Source organism: Luteolibacter pohnpeiensis (assembly GCF_016595435.1).
In the GTDB taxonomy this organism is placed as follows: domain Bacteria; phylum Verrucomicrobiota; class Verrucomicrobiia; order Verrucomicrobiales; family Akkermansiaceae; genus Luteolibacter; species Luteolibacter pohnpeiensis.
In genome coordinates this window covers 44,163-65,761 of record NZ_JAENIJ010000018.1, presented here as the reverse complement: position 1 = coordinate 65,761, position 21,599 = coordinate 44,163, and the positions used below count along the sequence as shown (strand labels likewise).

At 53.5% G+C, this 21,599-nt stretch carries 15 protein-coding genes and 1 tRNA gene; 10 read left to right on the top strand and 6 right to left on the bottom strand.

The features are described 5' to 3' along the window. Positions 1-107: 107 nt before the first annotated feature. From JIN85_RS12175 to rfbB, 4 genes are all read left to right on the top strand, one after another. Complete coding sequence (locus JIN85_RS12175) at positions 108-2,675, top strand: DEAD/DEAH box helicase (protein WP_200271059.1); 2,568 nt, start codon at positions 108-110, stop codon at positions 2,673-2,675. Positions 2,676-2,705: 30 nt separating this feature from the next. Further along, the gene (locus JIN85_RS12170; RefSeq protein WP_200271057.1) at positions 2,706-3,740 is read left to right on the top strand and encodes a hypothetical protein; all 1,035 of its coding nucleotides are present in this window, start codon (positions 2,706-2,708) and stop codon (positions 3,738-3,740) included. A gap of 43 nt (positions 3,741-3,783) precedes the next feature. Continuing rightward, positions 3,784-4,569, top strand: a complete 786-nt coding sequence (locus JIN85_RS12165) for a hypothetical protein (RefSeq protein ID WP_200271056.1) — start codon at positions 3,784-3,786, stop codon at positions 4,567-4,569. Positions 4,570-4,785: 216 nt separating this feature from the next. Then, positions 4,786-5,817 carry a dTDP-glucose 4,6-dehydratase gene (gene rfbB / locus JIN85_RS12160; protein WP_200271054.1) on the top strand — a complete coding sequence of 344 codons (1,032 nt, stop codon included), beginning with the start codon at positions 4,786-4,788 and terminating at the stop codon, positions 5,815-5,817. A gap of 10 nt (positions 5,818-5,827) precedes the next feature. Here the strand turns inward: rfbB and JIN85_RS12155 are convergent, their stop codons facing one another. The 3 genes from JIN85_RS12155 to rtcR form a co-directional block, all read right to left on the bottom strand. Beyond that, positions 5,828-8,524: a DEAD/DEAH box helicase gene (locus JIN85_RS12155; RefSeq protein WP_200271052.1), complete on the bottom strand. Its 2,697-nt coding sequence runs from the start codon at positions 8,522-8,524 to the stop codon at positions 5,828-5,830. Between the two features lie 115 nt (positions 8,525-8,639). After that, on the bottom strand, positions 8,640-8,966 hold the full coding sequence (locus tag JIN85_RS12150; RefSeq protein WP_200271050.1) for a peptidoglycan-binding domain-containing protein: 327 nt from the start codon (positions 8,964-8,966) through the stop codon (positions 8,640-8,642). A gap of 35 nt (positions 8,967-9,001) precedes the next feature. Beyond that, positions 9,002-10,615 (bottom strand): RNA repair transcriptional activator RtcR, encoded by a 1,614-nt coding sequence (rtcR, locus tag JIN85_RS12145; RefSeq protein ID WP_200271048.1) that lies wholly within the window; start codon positions 10,613-10,615, stop codon positions 9,002-9,004. Between the two features lie 189 nt (positions 10,616-10,804). On the opposite strand from rtcR, the gene JIN85_RS12140 reads away from it, so the two are divergent. The 5 genes from JIN85_RS12140 (at position 10,805) to JIN85_RS12120 (ending at position 17,170) form a co-directional block, all read left to right on the top strand. Beyond that, positions 10,805-12,379 (top strand): RNA-binding protein, encoded by a 1,575-nt coding sequence (locus JIN85_RS12140; protein WP_200271046.1) that lies wholly within the window; start codon positions 10,805-10,807, stop codon positions 12,377-12,379. Positions 12,380-12,547: 168 nt separating this feature from the next. Beyond that, positions 12,548-12,691, top strand: a tRNA-OTHER gene (locus JIN85_RS12135). A gap of 73 nt (positions 12,692-12,764) precedes the next feature. Further along, a complete protein-coding gene (locus JIN85_RS12130; protein WP_200271044.1) occupies positions 12,765-14,249 on the top strand; it encodes an RtcB family protein in 1,485 nt (494 codons plus the stop codon). 46 nt (positions 14,250-14,295) lie between these two features. Next, entirely contained in the window at positions 14,296-15,315 is a 1,020-nt protein-coding gene (rtcA, locus tag JIN85_RS12125) for an RNA 3'-terminal phosphate cyclase (RefSeq protein WP_200271042.1), read from the top strand. Then, the gene (locus tag JIN85_RS12120) at positions 15,305-17,170 is read left to right on the top strand and encodes a DNA polymerase beta superfamily protein (RefSeq protein WP_200271040.1); all 1,866 of its coding nucleotides are present in this window, start codon (positions 15,305-15,307) and stop codon (positions 17,168-17,170) included. The genes rtcA and JIN85_RS12120 overlap by 11 nt, the downstream gene beginning before the upstream one ends. On the opposite strand, the gene JIN85_RS12115 is transcribed toward JIN85_RS12120, so the two are convergent. The 3 genes from JIN85_RS12115 to ispG are packed head-to-tail and all read right to left on the bottom strand — an operon-like array spanning position 17,141 to position 20,451. Next, positions 17,141-17,599: a DUF2017 family protein gene (locus JIN85_RS12115; protein ID WP_200271037.1), complete on the bottom strand. Its 459-nt coding sequence runs from the start codon at positions 17,597-17,599 to the stop codon at positions 17,141-17,143. The genes JIN85_RS12120 and JIN85_RS12115 overlap by 30 nt on opposite strands. Positions 17,600-17,604: 5 nt before the next feature. Beyond that, positions 17,605-17,886 (bottom strand): ATP-dependent Clp protease adapter ClpS, encoded by a 282-nt coding sequence (gene clpS, locus JIN85_RS12110; protein WP_200271035.1) that lies wholly within the window; start codon positions 17,884-17,886, stop codon positions 17,605-17,607. A gap of 3 nt (positions 17,887-17,889) precedes the next feature. Beyond that, a complete protein-coding gene (gene ispG / locus JIN85_RS21395; protein WP_234047391.1) occupies positions 17,890-20,451 on the bottom strand; it encodes a (E)-4-hydroxy-3-methylbut-2-enyl-diphosphate synthase in 2,562 nt (853 codons plus the stop codon). A 110-nt stretch (positions 20,452-20,561) separates the two neighbouring features. On the opposite strand from ispG, the gene JIN85_RS12090 reads away from it, so the two are divergent. Beyond that, positions 20,562-21,554 (top strand): hypothetical protein, encoded by a 993-nt coding sequence (locus JIN85_RS12090; protein ID WP_200271033.1) that lies wholly within the window; start codon positions 20,562-20,564, stop codon positions 21,552-21,554. Positions 21,555-21,599: the final 45 nt, after the last annotated feature.

The following is a 21,599-nucleotide window of genomic DNA, read 5'->3' as shown; positions in this document are numbered from 1 at the left end:
TTTTCCTTCGCGGGGCGGCCACCATAAACGACCTTCTCCCGCGCACCAACTTAAAATAGTCTCTTGCGCGGAGACGATGATTTATCCCGTCGCTCCACCTGTCCCGCATGTCTGCCCATCTTAGCCCATCTCTTGTCCCGCCAGGATCGTCTGCTGACGAAATTCTGAACGTTTTCCTCGATTTCCTTACGAAATCCGGCACCGAACCCTACGATCATCAAGAGGAGGCGATTCTGGAACTCTTTCAGGATAAGAATGTCATCCTCGATACGCCGACCGGTTCCGGGAAATCCCTGGTGGCGTTGGCGATGCAGTTCAAATCGATGTGCCAAGGGCGGCGATCTTACTACACGGTGCCGATCAAAGCGCTGGCGAATGAGAAATTCCTCTCGCTCTGCCACAGTTTCGGCGCGGAAAATGTGGGTTTGTTGACCGGCGATGCCACGGTGAACCCGGGAGCGCCCGTCCTGTGTTGCACCGCGGAAATCCTGGCGAACATCGCTCTCCGGGACGGAGCGGATGCGCGTGTGGACGATGTGATCATGGACGAATTTCACTATTATTCGGACCATTCCCGGGGTGCGGCTTGGCAAATTCCTCTCCTCACCTTGCCGAAAGCCCGGTTTCTTCTCATGTCCGCCACCATCGGTGATTCGTCGTTTTTCTCAAAAATGATGACCGAACTCACGGGCGCGGAGACGACTTTGGTGCAGTCGGATCAACGACCGGTGCCGCTTGAGTTTTCGTATTCCACCACCCAGTTGCAGGAAAAAGTCGCGGAGCTGAATGAGGACGGGAAAGCACCGGTGTATTTGGTGCATTTCACGCAGAAAGCCTGCGCGGAAACCGCCCGCAATCTCCTTTCGACCAATTTCTGCACCAAAGAGGAAAAGGCGGCGATCGCGGAAGCGCTGGACGCCGCAGATTTCCGTTCTCCTTACGGGCGCGAACTTTCGAAGATCCTGCGCCATGGAGTCGGCATTCACCATGCGGGATTGCTGCCGAAATATCGGCTGTTGGTTGAGAAACTGACAGCGAAAGGATTGCTCAAAGTCGTCTGCGGAACGGATACGCTGGGCGTTGGGGTGAATGTTCCCATCCGCACCGTGCTGCTCACGGGCCTTTGCAAGTACGATGGTCGTGGTACCAAAATCCTTGCTGTGCGGGATTTCCGGCAGATCTGCGGGCGCGCGGGACGGCGCGGGTTTGACTCGATCGGTTACGTCGTGATTCAGGCACCCGAGCACATCATCGAGAACCTGAAACTTGAGGAGAAAGCGGCTGCAAATCCCAAGAAGAAAAAGTCGTTTGTGAAACGCAAACCGCCGGAGAAAGGTTACGTTCATTGGGATGAGTCGACGATGCAAAAGCTCATCGTGTCTCCGCCGGAGCCACTCGTCTCGAATTTTTCGGTGACTCACGGCATGCTGCTCAATGTCCTGTCTCGCGAAAAAGAAGATGGGTGCGCAGCATTGAAAAAGCTCATCGCGGATTCCCATGAAACGGAGGGAAAAAAGAAATCATTGCGCAAACACGCCTTCACTCTTTTCCGCGGGCTGGTGCAGGCAAAAGTGCTGCACATTCTGCCAACTTCAAAGCGAACGGATGCTCGAAAGGTTCTGCTGGATATCGATTTGCCGGAGGATTTTTCTCTCAATCACGCGCTCGGGCTGTGGTTGTTAGATGCGATTCCCCAGCTCGATCGGGAATCTCCAGATTACGCAGTGAATGTGATTTCACTCATCGAGGCGATTTTGGAAAACCCGGACGCGGTGTTGCGCAAGCAGATTGATCTTTTGAAATCAGAACTGATGGCGAGGCTTAAAGACGAGGGCGTCGAATACGACGATCGCATCGCGGCTTTGGAGGAAGTTGAATGGCCAAAACCCGGTAAGGATTTCATTTACGATACTTTCAACGAATACAAAATCAGACATCCGTATCTGGCGAATGAAAATGTCCGGCCGAAATCGGTCGCACGGGAGATGATCGAGAATTTCCAATCGTTCGAAGATTATGTGAAGACCTACAAACTGGAGCGTGGGGAGGCGGTCCTGCTGCGACATCTAACCGAAGTTTATAAGGTTCTTTCGCAAACCGTTCCTGATACTTTCAAAACGGAAGAGCTACATGAGGCGGAGTCGTTTCTCGAACTCATCGTCCGCCATACCGACTCAAGCTTGTTGGATGAATGGCAGAACATCCAGCATCCGGAAGCGATCGATGAGAATGCCGCAGAGAAAGCCGATAAAGCGGCCGAACGACTTGCGGAATTCAAAGCGAAGATCCCTTACACCAAGGACAAGCTGAGCTTCACACGCCAACTCCGGAATCATCTCCTCACGCTGGTTACCGCGCTGGCTCGCGATCAGATCGAAACCGTGCTCTCGCTCATTGAACCAGCAGATTCAGAAGGCAAGCTGTGGACGAATGAGAGACTGATCCGACAACTTGATTCATACTATGAAAGTCATCAGCAAATTCGGCTCGATCCCGAAGCCCGGAATGCCCGGCACACGCATTTGTCGGATGATCTAACCACTATCCATCAAACTCTGATCGATCCCGATGAATTGAATGATTGGAATTTGGTATTCACCCTGGATATCGGAAAATCCAACGAATCGAGAACTCCCATTCTGCGTTTGGAAGGTCTGGAACCAATCGTGAGTTGATGGAGAGTTATTTGTTGCCATCACCCAGTCATGAAGAATTCAAGGCATCTGTTCCCAGTTCATGCATTGAAATGGATCACGCTGATCATGCTGCAGGTTGTTGCTGTGATCCAACTTCACGCCGCTGAAACCGGCAGTGAGGTCGTTTTCAAACCGAAGGAGATCACTCCATCGCCATTAGGGGATTTTTATGTCGGATGGTTTCACTTCGAGAATCATAGCGAGAAACCGATTACTTTTACCGGGTTTGGTGAGCCGAAGGATGGTCAGTTCGAACCACGGTTCGTGCGATTCGAGAAACAGGTTGGCGGTAAATGGGTCGATCTCCACATCGGCTATGATGGTGCCGGTCCTGTCGAACACTCCTTTGAACCGGGAGCGAATGGTGATTTCTGGATTTCGTTAGATGATTTCGCTGAACAGGATGCGCCACTGACGGTCCGGGTCGGGTTGGATGATGGCCATACTTCTTCAGATATTACCACCCATTGGTCTGAGCCGTTTGTGCTGGACTGGAAAACCGATCGCTCCGCTGGAAAGTTTGCTGAAGCTAGGGCTGCTCATATCGCGAAGCTGCGGCAAGCCTACCTGGAAGCGGGATTCAAGAAGGAGTTGCTGGATGGCGATGACTTTCCCGGTCGGTTAGTGCAAGCAATCATAAATGCGGCTTCCACCGAGAATGGCCCTTCACTCAAGCCATTGAAAGAAGACCTTGCCAATCTAACACCTAATCTGGAATTGGATGGTTATGTGGATATCCGACTCGGCTTCAATGGCGCTGACGGAGACAGTCAGTATATGGGTTGGCTATCCTTTAATCCCAAATACAAGCTTCGGAAATGCCTGGATCGGGCGAAACAAGGGCACATCGAAATCAACCGGGGTGAGTATGTCCTTGAGATGGAAATTCGAGATGAAGAGCCTGATTCAGAGTTCAATGATCGATTTCATTTCAGTCTGCAGTACATTCCACTGCCTGATGAATCCTCCGTGACCGAGGATGAGGCGCGCGTGATTTTTATGCGAATGCTGGATGTTCTCGAGTCACAACTCGAACCCGGATAAGGCATTGAAATATCGGTGTTCTGAAGTTAGAAATGGTCGTGTTGTGAAACAAGGTTTCGGTCATTACTGGAGAGTGCTGATGTCGATCGTTCTGATCGTTAGCGGAGTTGCTTTTGGATTATCGAGCTCATGGGCTGCTGAACCAGCCGGGTTGAATCGCTATGTTCTTGAAGCGCTCAAAACCATGCCTAGCGGAAAAGGCTATGATGCTTCGCAAACGGCGGTCGATCGATTGGCCTCTCATGTGACAATCCAAGACGGCGTCATCCAGGAAGACCTCAAGGGGACGAAGGCAACTTTTTGTTCCGGCGCCACTTATGTGGTTTTTCTCAGAACGATCGAGATGCTGCGCAAAGGCGGCAACGTGACGCTATCGACAGATGCGCTGCAACGGCTTGCAGACCTTGGTGTGAAGGATGGGGAACTAGTATTCGGTCGATGGAATGCGAATGGCCCAGGCACTGCAAAATTATTTCAGGAACTGAAGTGCGGCAGGAATTTCACTGATTACACCCAAGCGCAGCCGGGCGACTTCATGAAGATTTGGTGGACCGATGAAATCGGCGGCAAGGAGCGTGGTCATTCAGTGGTGTTTCTTGGTCAGGACCAAACCTCTGTTCGCTTTTGGTCGGCGAATCAGCCCGAAGGATACGGTGTTAAAGTGGTTCCCAAAGAAACCATTCGTCGAAAATTGTTCAGCCGATTTGAAAACTTGGATGCTCTGAAACATGTCACCAAATTATCTGCGAAGAATGGTTTCCTTGCGGATATGCTGCACCAATCTTTCACCTGGGAACAAGTGGTGAAAGAGTGCTCAGTGAAGGAATGACGGAGCATGTTTGAGGCGAAAAAAGCGCGGAGCCGATCGCTGGCAAGAATGAGTGATCTCTTCATGGTGTCCTATGCGGCGTTATTGAAATGAAATCATTCTTGCCGCGTTGGTTAGTTTGCTCTGAAGGCTAAATCGTTGAGATCGGGCTTGCGAAATCAGGAGGAAATCGCGTGATTGGATACAGGCCATCTGCTGATCGGACGGCTATGAATCATGTCGGTGAATTCTCCAAAATCGATTGTGACCGGTGGCGCTGGATTTATCGGCTCCAATCTGGTGAGGCATCTTCTTGGCAAAGGTCACCGCGTTCTGAATATCGATAAACTGACCTACGCCGGGAATCTAAGATCTCTGGACGATGTGGCAGCTCACCCGAACTACGAGTTTCTCCAAGCTGACATTGCTGATGCTGCAGCCATGAATCAGGCGTTTTCCTCGTTTATGCCAGACACAGTTTTTCATCTGGCGGCGGAAAGTCATGTGGATCGTTCAATCCATGCTCCTCTCGATTTCGTGCAGACGAATGTCGTCGGGACGGCGGTTCTATTGCAAGCGACGTTGCATTTCTGGGAAAATCTAACAGCAGAGAGGAAGGCGGCATTTCGATTCATCCACGTATCTACGGATGAAGTTTTCGGCTCGTTGGGCGAGGCTGGCAGTTTTTCGGAATCGAGCTGCTATGACCCACACTCGCCCTACTCCGCAAGTAAGGCAGCGAGTGATCATTTGGTCCGTTCCTGGCATGACACTTATGGTTTACCGGCGATCGTAACCAACTGCGCAAATAACCATGGTCCACGTCAGTATCCGGAAAAATTGATTCCATTGGCGATCATCAATGCGATCAGCGGTAAATCGATTCCGATTTATGGTGATGGGATGAATGTCCGCGATTGGATCCATGTCGAGGATCATTGCGAAGGCTTGTTAGCAGTCGCCGAGCGTGGAATTTGCGGTGAAACCTATTTGATCGGAGCCAATGCGGAATGGCGGAATATCGATCTTGTTAGAAATTTATGTCAGCATCTGGATGAGCTCCATCCTTCTAACAACGGGCTTTCATATGCCAATCAAATTCAGTTCGTGAACGATCGGCCTGGTCACGATTTTCGCTATGCGATTGATTCATCGAAAATACGTCGCGAGCTTGGATGGAAACCAAGGCAGAGTCCGTCGGATGCCTTTCGTTCCACGGTGCAGTGGTATCTCGAGCATGAAAATTGGTGGCGGCCACTCCTCCGCTAAACTCGATCCGTTACTTATCCAGAAGCAAGCGCACTGCTGCTGCATCGAGTCGCGCGGAGATGTCTGCATTGGCTAGGAGTCCCGCAGCAAGTTTCGCCTTCTCCTGCTGCAGTTTGTGGATTCGTTCTTCAACGGTTTCCTGGCACAGGAGTTTGTGAACAAATACCGGCTTGTCTTGGCCGATCCGATAGGCGCGGTCCGTCGCTTGCGCTTCAGCGGCTGGGTTCCACCAAGGATCGTAATGAATGACCGTATCAGCAGCTGTTAGATTCAACCCGGTGCCACCTGCCTTGAGAGATATAAGGAAGACCGGGATTTTGCCTGACTGGAAATCCTCGACCAGTTTGCCGCGATCTTTTGAACCTCCGGTGAGCTTGAGATAAGCGACGTTTTTGCGAATCAGATGCTGCTCAATAAGAGCCAACATGGTGGTGAATTGGGAAAACAAAAGAATGCGGCGTCCTTCTTCGATCAGTGTGGCGAGTAGATCTGTTAGATAATCCAGCTTGGCCGATTCGTGAACTTCATTGCTGAAATCATCGGGGAGAAGTCGCGGATCGCAGCAGATTTGACGCAATTTAAGCAAGGCATCCAGGAACACAATCTGTGACTGCTCGATTCCTCTGGCGGCAATGGCTTCGCGCACGCGTTTATCCATGGTGGCGCGCACCGTCTCGTAAAGATCCTTCTGAGCGGTATGAAGCTCGATCAAGTGAACGAGTTCGGTTTTCGGCGGCAGCTCCTTGGCTACCTGGTCTTTGGTGCGCCGCAGGATGAGCGGGGCAACGCGTTCCTTCAGCAGTTCATTTCTTTCCATGTCGCCATCTTTTTCGATCGGCTTGCGGAATCGGGTGTTGAACGCGTCTTCCGTTCCAAGGAAGCCCGGGATCAAAAACTTCATCAAACTCCAGAATTCCCCCAGATGATTTTCGACGGGAGTTCCAGAAAGGCAGAGTCGATGACTGCTATCCAATTTGCACGCAGCTTGCGCAACCTTGGACCGAGGGTTTTTGATGTGCTGGGCTTCATCCAGGACAACGAGGTGAAACGGATAAGCCCGAAGTTTATCAATGTCGCGTTGGAGCAATGCGAAAGACGTGAGCACAAGATCCGCATGGGGAATCGAGCGGAAATATTTTTTCCGCTCAGGGCCATTCAGCACGAGCACGCGTAGATCTGGGGTGAACTTGGTCGCTTCTGCCCGCCAGTTCGGAACCACCGAAGTCGGGGCAATCACCAATGTAGGAAGACCGCGCGAGGCACCGGATGACTTCTCGGTTAGTATGTGAGTGAGAGTTTGCAGGGTTTTTCCAAGCCCCATGTCGTCAGCCAGAATTCCATGCAGGCCATGCCTTGCGAGAAATTGCATCCAGCGGAAGCCGGCGAGCTGGTAGTCGCGCAATGTCGCTTGAACTCCTTCGGCGGGATCGATCGGATCAATGCCTGAAAAATCAGCGAGTTTTCCGGCTAATTCTAACAGATCCGGAGGTGTTCCCAAACCAAGCTCGCCGAGCCCGGCTAGCGCGACCGCATCCAAGGCATGAAGGCGAGCCCGGTCCGGAAACTTGGGGTCGATCAGTGCAGCTAAATGATGCAGAATCCGCCGGACTCTGCCGATTGGCAGGCGGAGCGCATCCCCATCAGGCAGCGGGGCATACACGTGTCCATTGTCCGGTCGATCCAGAGTTTCTTCGAGAAAATCATTTTCTAACAATTCAGCGAGAATCGGAAGCAGGTCATATCTCTTGCCGCCGACATCGAAACCGACAGAAAGGCTGAACCAACCGCCATCTCCGGGTGAAAGGGAATTGGTCCAGCGTTCGGGATCTGCTTGGTGAACCCGATGCCCAACGTTGTCAGCCACGATGACATTCCACCCGGCCAGCTCCAAGCGCTCCACCATTTCACCGCGGAACTGATGCCAGAAAGCGTCGATGGGAACACGGCCGGGGTCAGGGAACCAGCGATCTGGCGTCTTCGTCCCGCCGGATTTCTGCTGTAGCAAAAACCGCCAGGAGGAGTTCGATTGCAGGGAGGAAAGCCCAGTGTCGCGGAGTTGTTGTGCGGCTGCGGCTTCGGCTCCGGAATCGTGCTGGATCAGAGCTGGTTGGCCATTTTCCAGCGTGATTGGGCTTACCCAATCGGGGGCGGCTGAGCGTAGTGAGCTACGATGTTTTCCGTAGATGACCGTTGCTTCCGCACTGATCCAGAAATCGGGTTCTTTTTGGCCGAGCGATTTGAGCAGAAGCTGGATTTGCCGATCGGTGGGCTCGCGGGTGACTCGCAGTTCGAATCTCGGCTCGAATGAAATCCTCTCCAGGTCCGGCGGTGGATTTTTTAGAAGATCTCTCGCGCTTGGGAGAGTGGCGGCGAGTTGAGTGGGGCTGGATTTGCCAATCAATCGTGAGGCATCCCGCTCCTTCGCCGCCCGCAGAAGCAATGCGGCAGAGTGATGGCAAAACGAGCCGAGCTCACAGCTGCAGCTGGTTTCGAAATCTGAAACTCCGTTGGTTTGCCACCAATCGATCTCGGTTTCTTCACCCGCAATCGTGGCGGACAGGTGGGCACCGTCATCCATCACTGGATCTATTTGCAGATTTTTGACCTTCCCGACAAATGACTGGGCAACGGCGAGAATTTCGTCGTCAAAGCGGTCTTTCCATCGCGATTCGCTGAGAAAGGTTTGAATGTCTTCGGGGTTGGGCAAGGCGATGCGACATCCTTAAACAACACGGGTCTAACGTCCAATACCAAGCTATAAAAAACCCGCCGGACCATATCGATCGGGCGGGATTTTTTGAGGGGAAGTGAATGTGCCGGCATTAGCTCAATTTGAGGCTGCGCAGGGTGCGGGTATCAAGGCGTGCGGTGGCTGGCAGGCGGTGGTCGCGTTGATAACGGACGAGGGCACGGGTCGATTGAGGACCGAAGTCACCGTCAATTGCACCTCTATAGTATCCAAGTTCGCGGAGGCGGATTTGGGCTTTGGTTTCGATCGAGATGTGCTTTCTAGGGGCTGGTTTTCTCTCCTTTTGATAAGGTTCCGCACGATAATTTTGATCGTAACGGTTATCGTGGGGAGCTGCATTGGCGATGACGGTTGTCAAGCTGAGGGTAGCTCCGAGAGCGAGGATATGGATCGTTTTCATAACATAGGGTGGAACGATCGTTGGGTTCGAATTATTCAACCCATTTTGCGAATTTCAGAAAATTCTAACCGGAACTTTGCGAGATACTTTTTCAAACGATCCGCATCGTTTCGAACGGCACGTTTTTCCCGTGAACGGTTGAAAATTTCACGTCCAGCCTCTGAAATGGTTGCGGATTTAAGGCATATGCTGATGACGTATCGGAGTTGCACAAGATCAAACTCATCACTTTCTGTTAGAATCTCTGGGGATAAGACTTCTGTTAGGTCTATCGAATCCTGACTGGTCGTTTTTTCTTTGGGTCGATGCCAGCTTTCCTCAAGGCGCTGGATTTCTTCATCCACTTCTTCAACCCGGATACGGCCACGCGGTGCGAGGGTTGCCATGCGCGTGACGGCGGCATTCAGGTCGCGGAAATTGCCGCGCCAGGGGGTGCTCGGTGCCTCGGCGAATTTCAAAAACTGCATGCGGGCTTCTTTATTAAAACTTGCGCGCTGGCCCTGTTCGCGGCCGAAACGATCGAGCTCGAAATCAAGGTTCGGCGCAATGTCCTCGCGCCGCTCTGCCAAACTCGGAAGTGCGAAAGTCCACAGATGAATGCGTGCCAACAAGTCCTCGCGAAAGGTTCCACGAGCCACGGCTTCCCGGAGGTCACGGTTCGTGCCGGCGATCAGTTGGAAGTCGCTTTTGACCGGCGTGTCCGCTCCCACTGGCAGGAAGGTTTTATCCTCCAGAGCACGCAAAAGCATCGCCTGTTCGTCGAGCCCGAGTTCGCCGATTTCATCAAGAAACAACATGCCAGTGTTGGCTTGTCGGAGCAAACCAGGTCGATCTTTCTGGGCGCCGGTGAATGATCCGCGGACGTGACCGAATAAAGCGGAAGCTGCAGTGTCACCTGTTAGAGTGGCGCAGTTGACCTCAACAAAATCGCCTTTCAGTCCGCCACGCTGTTGCCGCAAATCATAGATCCGCCGAGCAAGGTGGGATTTGCCGGAGCCGGTTGCACCCGTGAGTAGAATGGGCGATTTGGAACGCAGCGCGACTTGCTCAATGCGATCGATCAATCGGTTGAAGCCACTGCTGCGAGTCGCGATGCCACTTTTCAGAAATGCCGTTACTTCGGCCTGCTCCTTGGTGAAGCGAGTACTGAGTTGATCGTACTTCGAAAGATCGAGATCAATGACGGAATATCTGGCCGAAAGTGGTTTCCGGGATTTGATCGCAGGTGGTGGCGAACTCTGGATCAGTTTGCCAGGAAGCGTGCCAGCCTCATTTAGAAGGAAGAGGGAAATCTGGGCAATGTGGGTGCCGGTGGTGATGTGGATGAAATATTCCTCGTTGTCGGTGTCGAATGGGTAGCCACGCGCCCAGTCATGAAGAACGCCGTAAACTTTTTCCAAATCCCACGGGTCGCGGCCGAAATCGATCGGATGCACGGTTGCTTTAGTTTCCGGGGAAACCATTTCCACATCGTCAGTGACGACCTTCGAAATGATCCCAAAGTTCGGTTCGGCGATGAGTTCCAGCCGATCCCACAGCAATTCCTCGTGTTGAAACAAGGAAACCGTCGGCCGCCAGCGGTCCCAACGATGCGGCTCCGTGCCACTGTCGAGTTTCGTGCCGAGGATGCCGATGAGGACTCGCTTCATGGATAAAAGAGTAGCGAAAAAGATAATTGCTCGGCAATTGATTTCCGTGAAAGCTTGTCGTGAAAATATTTTCAAAGTTTCAAAGCTCAGAAAAAGAACGAGTTAGGATGGTTTGGGTCGTTGCTTCGCGAAATTGGTCCATGCCGTGCCAAATAGGGGAATGTCCGCTGAAACAACGGAAACACGATCATGGCAAACAAGAACCTCTTCCATTCTTTCCGCAGCTCGCTGCTGCCGCCCGCGAATGCCCGCAATGATGCCGGCGCGGAAGCATACTCGCTTTCTCCAGAAGCATCGCTTGCCCGCATGGCGGCTACCGGATGCCTGACTCCGACGTTCTATGCCGCTGCGGAGGCCCAGCTTGACCGGGTTCTGGAATTGGCCGCTCAGGTCGACGTCGATTTCCTCGCGAAAACAGCTCTGTATGCCCGGCGCAAAGGTTACATGAAGGACATGCCGGCCTTGCTCTGCGCGGTTTTGGCGACTCGCGATCTGGACCGTTTGACAGAGATTTTTCCATCGGTCATCGACAATGGCCGGATGCTTCGGACCTTCGTGCAAATTATCCGGTCCGGCATCACCGGTCGGAAATCGTTGGGTTCGGCACCGAAGCGTTTGGTCCGGCAATGGCTGGCCTACGCAAGCGATCGGCAATTGATCCAAGCAACAATCGGCAACGATCCGTCCCTGGTCGACATCGTCAAAATGGTGCATCCGCATCCGGCAAATCCATCGCGCCAGGCATTTTATGCATGGTTGATCGGCAAGCCTTACGAACTTGAAAAGTTGCCTGCTTCCCTGCGCGATTTCGAGTTGTGGAAAAGGCAGAAAGAGGGTGCCGTGCCCGACGTTCCTTTCCAAATGCTCACCGCACAAGATCTGGGCGAGAAGGAATGGGCAGTGATCGCAGCCAAAGCTTCCTGGCAAACCACACGGATGAATCTCAACACCTTTGCCCGGCATGGCGTGTATCGAGACGAAAAGTTGGTGGACCAATTGGCGGAGCGTTTGGTCGATCCTGATCAAATCCGCAAAGCCAGGGTGTTTCCCTATCAATTGATGGTCGCCTATCTGAATGCGTCTTCCCAAGTTCCCTTGAAGCTTTGCAATGCCCTGCAGGATGCGATGGAAATCGCTCTCCAAAACGTGCCGGAGATTTCAGGAAATGTCGTGATCTGTCCGGATGTCTCAGGCTCGATGCACATGCCCGTCACGGGTTACCGTCGCGGTGCAAGTTCGAAAGTCCGATGCATTGATGTGGCGGGACTGATCGCTGCAGCACTGCTTCGCAAAAATCGCAAAGCGAGAGTTTTACCGTTCGAAGTCGATGTCGTGAAGTTGCAACTGAATGCACGGGACACAGTGATGACGAACGCGGAAAAGCTCGCCAATATCGGCGGCGGTGGAACGTCCTGTTCGGCGCCATTGGCAAAGCTGAATTCGGAAAGATACCGGGCTGATTTGGTGATCTTCATCTCTGATAACGAATCGTGGGCCGATCCTCATCGCAAAAGTGGAACCAAAATGCTCGCGGAATGGGAGCAGATGAAGCACCGCAATCCGAAGGCAAAACTGGTCTGCATCGATCTTGTTCCGAATCTAACGACTCAAGCGCCGGATCGCAGAGACATCCTCAACATTGCCGGATTCAGTGATCAGGTCTTCAGTCTGATTGCCAGCTTCGCGGCTGGAGGTGACGGACTCCTGCACTGGATCCGCGAAATCGAAAATCAACCTCTTAACCCCCGAATGAAAATCGCCTGATTTGCCGATACGGCGGATGCTTGTGAAACTCCATCGTTGCCAACCGATACCAAACTGTTTCGCATCGCCTTGCCGCCGTATTGGTCCCTCGTCCGCCCACCGCGAATGCCACGAAAACTACATTGATTCTTTGGTCGCCGGTTCAACTCCGGCCCTTGCCTCGGCAAGGTAGCTCAGTGGTAGAGCAAAGAAATGTTTTCGGACTTCTTGTCGCGGTTCTAGCGAGACCTCATCTTCATCCTGGCGAATGCCGGTGGAACTACATCATTTCTCATGACCAGGTTACGGGTTCGAATCCCGTCCGGGCCACCATCGACGGTCCGGTAGCTTAATGGATAGAGCAGGAAGTTTCACCAACCCTTAGTCGCCATCACTTTTCTAACCAATGAATTCAATTACCAAAACCGACGAAGCCATCGGCTTCATCCCTCTTCCAGACAGCTCCGGCAAGCCGATCACCGTGATCGGAACCGATGCGATTCGTGATTCCTTCGACGAGACCTGCTTGCAGCAAGCGATCAACTCGCGCATGGCTCCCGGCGTGACCGATGTGGTCCTGAATCCGGATGCCCATGCCGGCTACGGCGCGCCGATCGGTTGCGTCATGGTTTCGCCAACCCATATCTATCCGGGTCCGGTTGGCGTGGATATCAAATGCTCGATGTCGCTCCTGCAGATGGACATTCCTGAAGATGTCATCGTCGACAAACGAACGCGACGGGCGCTAATCGACGCCATCGTTTCTCGAACCCCCACAGGTGCCGGTCGTGGCCAACGAACGGTGAAAAACGGTCGGCACATTGATCGCGAAACCGGCGTGCTCGCCGTCACCGAAGGCGCGTCCGAGCGGGTTTGCGAAGCACTCGGCATTCCTCCGCGCTGGGCCAGCCGATGCGAGGACTCGACGCATCGCGGCCACGACGGAACCCATGATGCACTCGGTGCGCGCTTGGAGTTGATCCTTGCTGAAAACCGGGTCCGGCATTTCATGGATAAAATTAACCAGCTAGGTTCTTACGGCGGTGGCAATCACTTCGGTGAATGTGAAATCACGCGTGTGGTGGATCGCCCATCGATGCGGAAGACGGCGGATGTGTTTGGCTTGAAGGACGGTCATGTTTCGTTCTTGAGCCATTGCGGATCGCGCGGTCTCGGCAACGTTTTGGCGCAAGCTCAATTCCGTGATCTGGAACGAAAGTTCCGCGCTTGGGCGACGCCATTCCCGGCTGGCGACAAGCAATTGGTTTACGCACCCCTCGGAACCCCGGAAGCGAATGCTTATATCGATGACATGTCGATCGGTGCGAACTTCGCGACGGTCAATCATATGTTGATCAACGCACTCGTGCTCGAAGCATTTCAGGAGATCCTGCCAGGTGCGACCGGTGAGTTGGTCTATTTCATTTCGCATAACATTGCGCGGGAAGAAATCGTGGATGGCAAGAAAGCATGGGTTCACCGCAAAGGTGCGACGCGTGCGATTCCAGGCGGCCACTTCGCGTTGGCTGGAACGCCATTTGCCGAAACCGGTCACCCGATTCTTCTGCCTGGCAACCCGCGTGATGGCTCGGTCGTCATGGTTGCGCAAGGCGGTGCCGAGCAAACTGCATGGTCGGTCAACCACGGCGCAGGCCGGGCGATGGGTCGGCGTCATGCAGGCCGGACACTCGATCAGAAAAAGATCGATGCCGAGTTTGATGCTTCCGATATTCTAACGAATTGCCGCAAGTATCCGATCGACGAAGCGCCGGATGCTTATAAAAACTTCCCAGAAGTTTTGCGGAGTGTGGAAGCTGCAGGTCTGGCGCAATCTGTCGCCAAACTCCAAGCTCGTTTCGTGATCAAGGATGAATCCGCAGCCGATGATTAAATTCTAACAAACCACAGCTGCGTCATCGTGCGCGGCTGTTCTAAAAATGACGAAACTCATCCAACTCGACGGCATCAACGGCGGCGGCCAAATGCTGCGCAGCGCACTGTCCCTTGCCATGATTACGGGTCAGCCATTTCGCATGGTGAACATCCGTGGCAAGCGGTCCAAGCCGGGCTTGATGCGGCAGCACCTCACCTGTGTGCTGGCATCCCAGGAAATTTCCGACGGCTCGGTGGATGGCGCGGAGATCGGCTCAACCGAGCTGGTTTTCCGTGGCGGTGAAATACGAGGTGGATCGTACCAATTCTCGATTGGCACGGCAGGTAGCACCAGCTTGCTTTTCCAGACCTTGCTGCCTGCATTGCTGCATGCTGCGGCCCCATCGAACATCCGGCTCGAAGGCGGAACGATCAACCCGTTGGCACCGCCCTTCGAATTTCTGGATAAGGCGTATATGCCAACGATCCGGAAAATGGGCGTGAATGCCGAGCTGACTTTGCACCAGACCGGATTCGCACCCGCAGGCGGCGGCCTCATGGAGGCAGCGATTCAACCGATCAACAAGTTTGGTGTCCTGGATCTCCACGATCGGGGCGCTTTGGAGTCGGTGTCGATACGGGTGGTCGTCCGGGCGCTGAATGAATCGATCGCCCGGCGCATCCTCGATTCCGCTTGTGTAACCTTGCCATGTGAGGATACGGAAATCGAAATTCGTGAAGATGGCCCGGGCCGTGGCATTGGCTGCTTGGTTGGAGCGAAATTTACCAACGCCCATGAAATGTCGTGTGCCCTGGCAGAAATGGGAGTGAGCGCGGAATCGGTGGGTCATCGCGCTGCAAACAGCATCAAGCGCTTCATTGATTCCGATGCAACCGTCGGTCGCAACCTGGCCGATCAGTTGCTTTTGCCGATGGCATTGGCCGGAGGTGGTTCATTCGTCATGATGAAACCGAGCGCACATGTTCTTTCCAATATTTCCGTGATTGAGAAATTCCTGCCAGTGAAGTTCAAGATTGAGGTAGCCGATCGCGGTCGGCATATCCTCACGTGTCATGACGGTTGATCAAATTCCATTTCTCTTGCAGCGGATCGAATCCGAACGCGAGGTGAAGATTCTTTATGCCTGTGAATCCGGCAGCCGGGCTTGGGGATTTGCGTCGCCCGATAGCGACTACGACATTCGCTTCATCTTTGTTCGGAACTCGGAAACGTATCTATCCGTTAGGGATTATTTTGATTCGATCGAATTGCCACTCGAAGGGCTTCTTGATGCTGGAGGCTGGGATGTTCGGAAATCCCTTCGGCTGTTAGGTAAGTCGAATGGAGCTTTGGTGGAGTGGTTGCATTCACCGATCGTTTATCACGAAGAACCGGGATTTTTGAGCCGCTGGCGAAGTGCCGCGCGCGAGGTCTTTTCTGCCAAGGCATCCTCGGATCATTATCGAGGCCTCGGGAAACAAATGATTCTCGGGAAGTTAGGGGCAGAGACGGTTCGGGCAAAGGACTACCTTTACGCGATGAGGGCACTGCTTTCTGCCTCATGGGTGAGCGAAGGGAATGGGGCTCCTCCAGTTCCGTTCGCCGATTTGCTTGCGCAGGCTCCGGCGGAATTGTTGCCGGAGATTGATCAATTGCTCCGATATAAATCGGTTAGCGATGAGGGCGAGCGCATGCCGCGAAATCCGAAGATTGATCGGTTTCTTGCAGCTCGACTGGAAAAACTTGAGGAGCTTGCGCCGACATTGTCGCGCGGTCCCGAAGATTTGCAGGTGCTGGATGCTTTGCTGGTGAACGAAGTTTCGCAGGGTGCCAATCATCGAGCGATTTCTAGTAATGATTTTTCGTTAGATGAAGTGAGAAAGCCAGAACTGCTCTTGTTCGAGGCGGTAGCTGGCAGCCGGTGCTACGGAACTCAGTTGGAGCATTCGGATGAAGATTTGCGTGGCATATTTGTCGCACCGATGCCGTTCGTGCTGGGCCTGGATCAAATCGAGCAAGTCTCCGATGAGCGGGGTGACGAAGTTTATTATGAAATCGGTCGCTTCATGGAGCTTCTGTTGAAGAATAATCCGAATGCTCTGGAGTTGATCGCGATGCCTGAGGATTGCGTGAGGTATCAGCATCCGTTATTCAAGCTCCTGGAGCCATCACTGTTTCTCTCGAAACTTTGCGTAAAGACGTTCGGGGAATATGCGATGGGGCAGATTCGTAAAGCCCGGGGATTGAACAAGAAAATCGTCAACCCGCAGCCGGAGCAGCGAAAGTCATTGTTGGAATTCTGTCATGTTCCGCAGGGGCAGGGGAGCGTCGGACTTGAGGATTGGCTCAAGGATCGCGGAATTAACCAAGAGGATTGCGGTCTAACAGCGGTTCAAAATTCCCCCGGGATTTATGCGATTTATCACAATGACGGACACATCTACCGTGGTGTGATCTCGCGCAAAGACCCAGATTCTCTGGTCTTCAGCAGTGTGCCGAAAGAGGCGACTCCGATCGGTTGGATGCATTGCAACCAGGATGCGTTTCAGGCTCATTGCAAGGCTCACCGTGAATATTGGGAGTGGGTGGCAAATCGAAATGAAGAGCGGTTTCAAAACAACGCCGGTCACGGGCGTGGCTACGATTCCAAGAATCTGATGCACACGATTCGCTTGTTAGAAATGGCTGAGGAGATCGCGAAAGAAGGCGTGCTCCGGATTCGGCGGCCGAATCGGGATTACCTGCTCCGCATTCGTGCAGGCGAGTTTGCCTACGAGGATTTGGTCGAACAAGCGGAACGCAAATTGGAAGAATTGAAGTCGGCATTCGCCTGCTCCCAACTCCAGGATGTTCCAGATCGGGCAAAAGTGAACGAGTTACTGGTCCGAATTCGGAGCGAGTTTGCCCGGTCAAATCAGCCCATGCCGCAGCATTTCTGACTGGAGGGCACAGTAAAATTGAGACCGGAAAAACGCAGTCCGGCGGTTCGGGTCCTGTCCTGTTAGATCAACCTGATCGCGATTTCCGAAATGGTGCATTTCTTCCAGGGAAAGACGCGCCTGGTTCAGCACGCCATACCAAATGGAAGATTCCGCAGGCTTGATCGAGATGGTTCCCCGTTCCCCTTCGGCGCTTGCATGAGCCTCTCGAATAGCGTCGGAGACGTGCTCAATCTGGTTATCGAATTGGGACTTTAAATCGGGAACGACGAAATCATTCCAATCTTCAGCGAGTGAGTCGTCGGTCACCAAATCGCCCAGACGACTGGCGAGATCAGTTCCTGCGGCATCGTGCGGGATGGCATAGAGAATCTGCCAATCCACTTCTGATTCGGCTTCGAGTCGGAGTCCGCCTTCGAGTGTCGGCATCAGGTTCATTCCGCTTTTTCCATCGAGGCTTTGAGTTGATGTGACTGGAGCTGCTGGGTGTAAAACTCGGCCTTCTCCCGATCTCCATTCCAGACGATCGATCTACCTTGCTCGTGAACTTCCATCATCAACTTTGTGGCGCGGGTTTGATGGTAGCCGAAAATGCTCATCAACACCCGGGTCACATATTCCATCAGGTTTACCGGATCATCGTAAACCACCACATTCCATGGGGTGTCGACCGATGTTTGTTCGATCGGTTTGGTCAGTAATTCGGTTTCTGACATGGCTCAAACTTCAACGGGCTCTCCAACCGGGGCGTCGATCCATTTTCCGTGTTCCTTGATCAAATCGATCAATCGCTCGACGGCTTCGGCTTCGGGGATGTTGAACTTCACTGCGGTTTTGCCGACGTAAAGATTGATCTTGTTAGGTGCGCCGCCGACATAACCGAAATCGGCATCAGCCATTTCGCCGGGACCGTTGACGATGCAACCCATGACAGCAATGCGGACGCCTTTCAGGTGGCCGGTCGCAGCACGGATTTTTTGGGTGGTCGATTGCAGGTTGAAAAGCGTGCGGCCGCAGCTCGGGCAGGCGACGTAGTCGGTTTTGAAGATCCGGGTGCCGGCGGCTTGAAGAATGTTGTAGGCGAGACGAAGCGATTGGCCGGGAGCTTTTTCACCGCGAATGAGGATGGCATCGCCGATTCCATCGCAGAGCAGCGAACCGATGTTCATGGCAGCTGGCAGCAAGGCATCGATGAAATCGGTATCGTCGGACGGTGGGTGAAGCGTGTCCTTCAGCAGGATCGGGTGGCGTGGATCGGCCTTGAAGGCGAGTTCGCGAAAGGCGTGAATCACTTCCAGATCGAGCCCGTCGGCAACGGTGATCAAACTCGGCTGAGTGTCGGCGTTCAACGCGGAGATCGCGGCTTCGTCCCGTGGATCGATGGCCATGACGCTTGCTTTTTCGAGGATAATTTCCGGTTTGAAATCGCCCATGGCGGAGATTTTATGAGCGAGGGCATTCCAACGTTCTTGCGTCGTGAATACCCGCACCGTGTGGTCGCCGCCGAGGTCATGACTCATCACGGTCAGCACCGAACTGGAGCGCCGTGCATAAGAAAACGGATCGTAAGATGGCGTGAGTTTCTCGTGGCTTGCTTCATCGGTGGCTGCGGCGTCCCGCCGCAGGTCGTGGTTGCAGCGTCCCGCTGCGACATCTTCATAAGCCGTTCCCACCCACTGCCAATTTTCAAGCCGAGCCTTGATTGGATTATTCAAAACATAAGCCACTTGATTCTTCAAATCTTCGCCATCGCGGATCAGATGATCATAGCTTTCCTTTTGCCATATCTTCCCTTCGGAACCACGGAGCTTGTTGATCTCGTGAGCCGTGAAGCTCTTCCACGAATGAAGAATTTTTTCCAACTCTTCTCCCGCAGCTGGTTTCAGAATCACGTGAACATGATTCGGCATGACGGCCCAGGCCAGAAGGTCATAGCGCGCCCCATCGAAATGCTTCAGTGCGTCCACCATCAGCTTGGCGTAATGCTCGTTTTTGAAAAGGCATTCGCCGTGCCCACGATCTAGCTCTGGATCGATTTCTGAAATTTGGAGGTCGGCGATTTTTTTCCGCACTTTCAACATCTCGTCGAGTGCGCTACGCGATCCACTGGCGCGCATCAGGATTTCGAGTTCTGCCAATAGTGCCTGATGTTTCGCTTGGTAACGTTCCAACACGGAAGCGGGAAGCGAATCGGCGAGCCGGAAACAGACGGCGTAGGTTCCTTGTTCGACGCTCCAGTGGGGCAAATAACTGGCTTCGGATTTTTCGACCGCATCCCAGTTGATTTGTAGTTTTGTGGTGTCATCGGACAGAAGACGGCTGCGGGACGCAGCCGACACGGCCTGCGGCGGGACGCCACAGCCACTTTTTGAAGCGCAGACGTCATTGAAAGGTGCTGCCAGTTTTTTGGCGACGGGGATTTCGTGGATGGCGTCTTCGGTGAGTGACACGCGGATGGTATCGCCGATGCCGTCTGCGAGCAGGGAGCCGATGCCGATAGCGCTTTTGATCCGACCGTCTTCGCCATCGCCTGCTTCGGTGACGCCGAGGTGGAGCGGGTAATTCCAATCCGCGCCTTCCGCATCGAGCCGGGCGACCAACAACCGGTAGGCTTCGATCATGACCTTCGGGTTCGACGCTTTCATCGAAAACACAAAGTTGTGGTAGTCGTTATCGCGGGCAATGCGGGCGAATTCCAGCGCGCTTTCAACCATGCCCAGCGGGGTGTCGCCGTAGCGGTTCATGATGCGATCGGAGAGCGACCCGTGGTTGGTTCCGATGCGCATGGCGCGGCCGAGGTCTTTGCAAAGATGGACCAGCGGAGTGAATTCCTCGCGAATGCGCTCCAGCTCTTCTTCGTATTGCGAATCGCTGTATTCACGGACTTCGAACTTTTTCTTATCCGCGTAGTTGCCCGGGTTGACGCGGACTTTTTCCACCCATTTGGCGGCTTCCATTGCGGCGTCTGGCTTGAAATGAATGTCGGCGACCAACGGAACCTGGCATCCGGCGGCGCGGACTTCGCGAGCGATGTTTTCCAGGTTTGCCGCGTAAACTTTGGTCTGCGCGGTGATGCGGACGACTTCGCATCCGGCATCCGCCAAATCGAGTACCTGCTTCACGGAAGCCGGCGTGTTGCGCGTGTCGGAGGTGATCATCGATTGCACGCGGATCGGGTGATGCGCGCCGATCCCGACATTTCCGACCATGACCTCGCGGGTGGTGCGACGGGTGTAGCGGAGCAAATCCGGGCAATATTCCAAAGGGACTGGCGACTTCATTTCAAAACCGCTATAGTCCAAAACATCGCCCTGAGCAACGGTCACAACGGGTTCTGCTGACAATTCCACCCGTTGGAGACGCTGTTCTTGGGAAATCCAGCTTCTGACATATGAAACGATCCTTGGTTCTTGCCGCTGCCTTATTTTCCTTTGCTCAGGCGTCGTTCGCCCAGCCGAATGCCCAAGAACAGTTTGTTCGAGTGGTGGAAAGTCCGAAATCCGCCCGATTGCAGACTGCGGTGACGCGGTTTGAGAAAGACGGCGTCACCCTGGATTTGATCGGAGCCATCCACATCGCGGATGAAAAATACTACGAAAAGCTCAACGAGGTTTTCAAAAGCTACGACGTGGTGCTGTTCGAGATGATCGGTGGCGAAAATCTTGGTCGTCAGGCAGCGGCGAAACCAGCAGCGGTACCGGAAGTCGCCGGTGAGGATGCGGATGAAAATGACGCGGAGGCCGCAGCCGATGATGCTACGGATGAAGAAGCCCCTGAAATCAAACCCGCACCTGCCAAAAAAGCGCCGCAGTTCAATGCACTGCGGACCATTTACAACAAGGCCGCGCAGATGCTGGATCTTTCGAGTCAGGTCGATGTGGTCGATTACACCGCGCAGAATTTCATCCACGCCGATATGACTGCTGCGGAATTTGAGGCCAAACAGGCGGAGCGAGGGGAGTCTTTGGTCAGTTTTGCGCTAAACTCCAAAAAGGACCAGGTGAGCGAGCCTAACCCGTTAAGGCTCATGTATGGACTGATTACCGGAAAGTCGAATATCATGAAGCTGGCGTTGATCCATACCCTGGGTGGAGCGGAAGATCAGGTCAGTGGATTGACTGGGGAAAACGTTGTCATTTCAGATCGGAACGCTCGCTGCATGGAGGTGCTGGATCGAGAACTGGGTGAGGGTGAGAAATCCATCGGGATTTTTTATGGAGCCGCTCATTTCCCGGATATGGAGCAACGGTTGGTCGACCGCGGATTTCATCAAACGGGGCAAAAATGGCTGACGGCCTGGAATGTCCCGAAAGGCCGGGTATCGAAGCCCAAGCCACAGGCAGAGATCGATTCGAAAGCATCTGAAAAGCCCGCTACTGACTGAATTTACCGACAATTTACGGACGGAGGCAGATTCACTTGAGAGAAT

Coding starts and splice junctions, on each gene's coding strand:
- JIN85_RS12175 (WP_200271059.1), top strand. CDS start 108: ATGTCTGCCCATCTTAGCCCATCTCTTGTCCCGCCAGGATCGTCTGCT.
- JIN85_RS12170 (WP_200271057.1), top strand. CDS start 2,706: ATGAAGAATTCAAGGCATCTGTTCCCAGTTCATGCATTGAAATGGATC.
- rfbB (WP_200271054.1), top strand. CDS start 4,786: ATGTCGGTGAATTCTCCAAAATCGATTGTGACCGGTGGCGCTGGATTT.
- JIN85_RS12150 (WP_200271050.1), bottom strand. CDS start 8,966: ATGAAAACGATCCATATCCTCGCTCTCGGAGCTACCCTCAGCTTGACA.
- rtcR (WP_200271048.1), bottom strand. CDS start 10,615: ATGAAGCGAGTCCTCATCGGCATCCTCGGCACGAAACTCGACAGTGGC.
- JIN85_RS12140 (WP_200271046.1), top strand. CDS start 10,805: ATGGCAAACAAGAACCTCTTCCATTCTTTCCGCAGCTCGCTGCTGCCG.
- JIN85_RS12130 (WP_200271044.1), top strand. CDS start 12,765: ATGAATTCAATTACCAAAACCGACGAAGCCATCGGCTTCATCCCTCTT.
- rtcA (WP_200271042.1), top strand. CDS start 14,296: ATGACGAAACTCATCCAACTCGACGGCATCAACGGCGGCGGCCAAATG.
- JIN85_RS12120 (WP_200271040.1), top strand. CDS start 15,305: ATGACGGTTGATCAAATTCCATTTCTCTTGCAGCGGATCGAATCCGAA.
- JIN85_RS12115 (WP_200271037.1), bottom strand. CDS start 17,599: ATGCCGACACTCGAAGGCGGACTCCGACTCGAAGCCGAATCAGAAGTG.
- clpS (WP_200271035.1), bottom strand. CDS start 17,886: ATGTCAGAAACCGAATTACTGACCAAACCGATCGAACAAACATCGGTC.
- ispG (WP_234047391.1), bottom strand. CDS start 20,451: ATGAAGTCGCCAGTCCCTTTGGAATATTGCCCGGATTTGCTCCGCTAC.
- JIN85_RS12090 (WP_200271033.1), top strand. CDS start 20,562: ATGAAACGATCCTTGGTTCTTGCCGCTGCCTTATTTTCCTTTGCTCAG.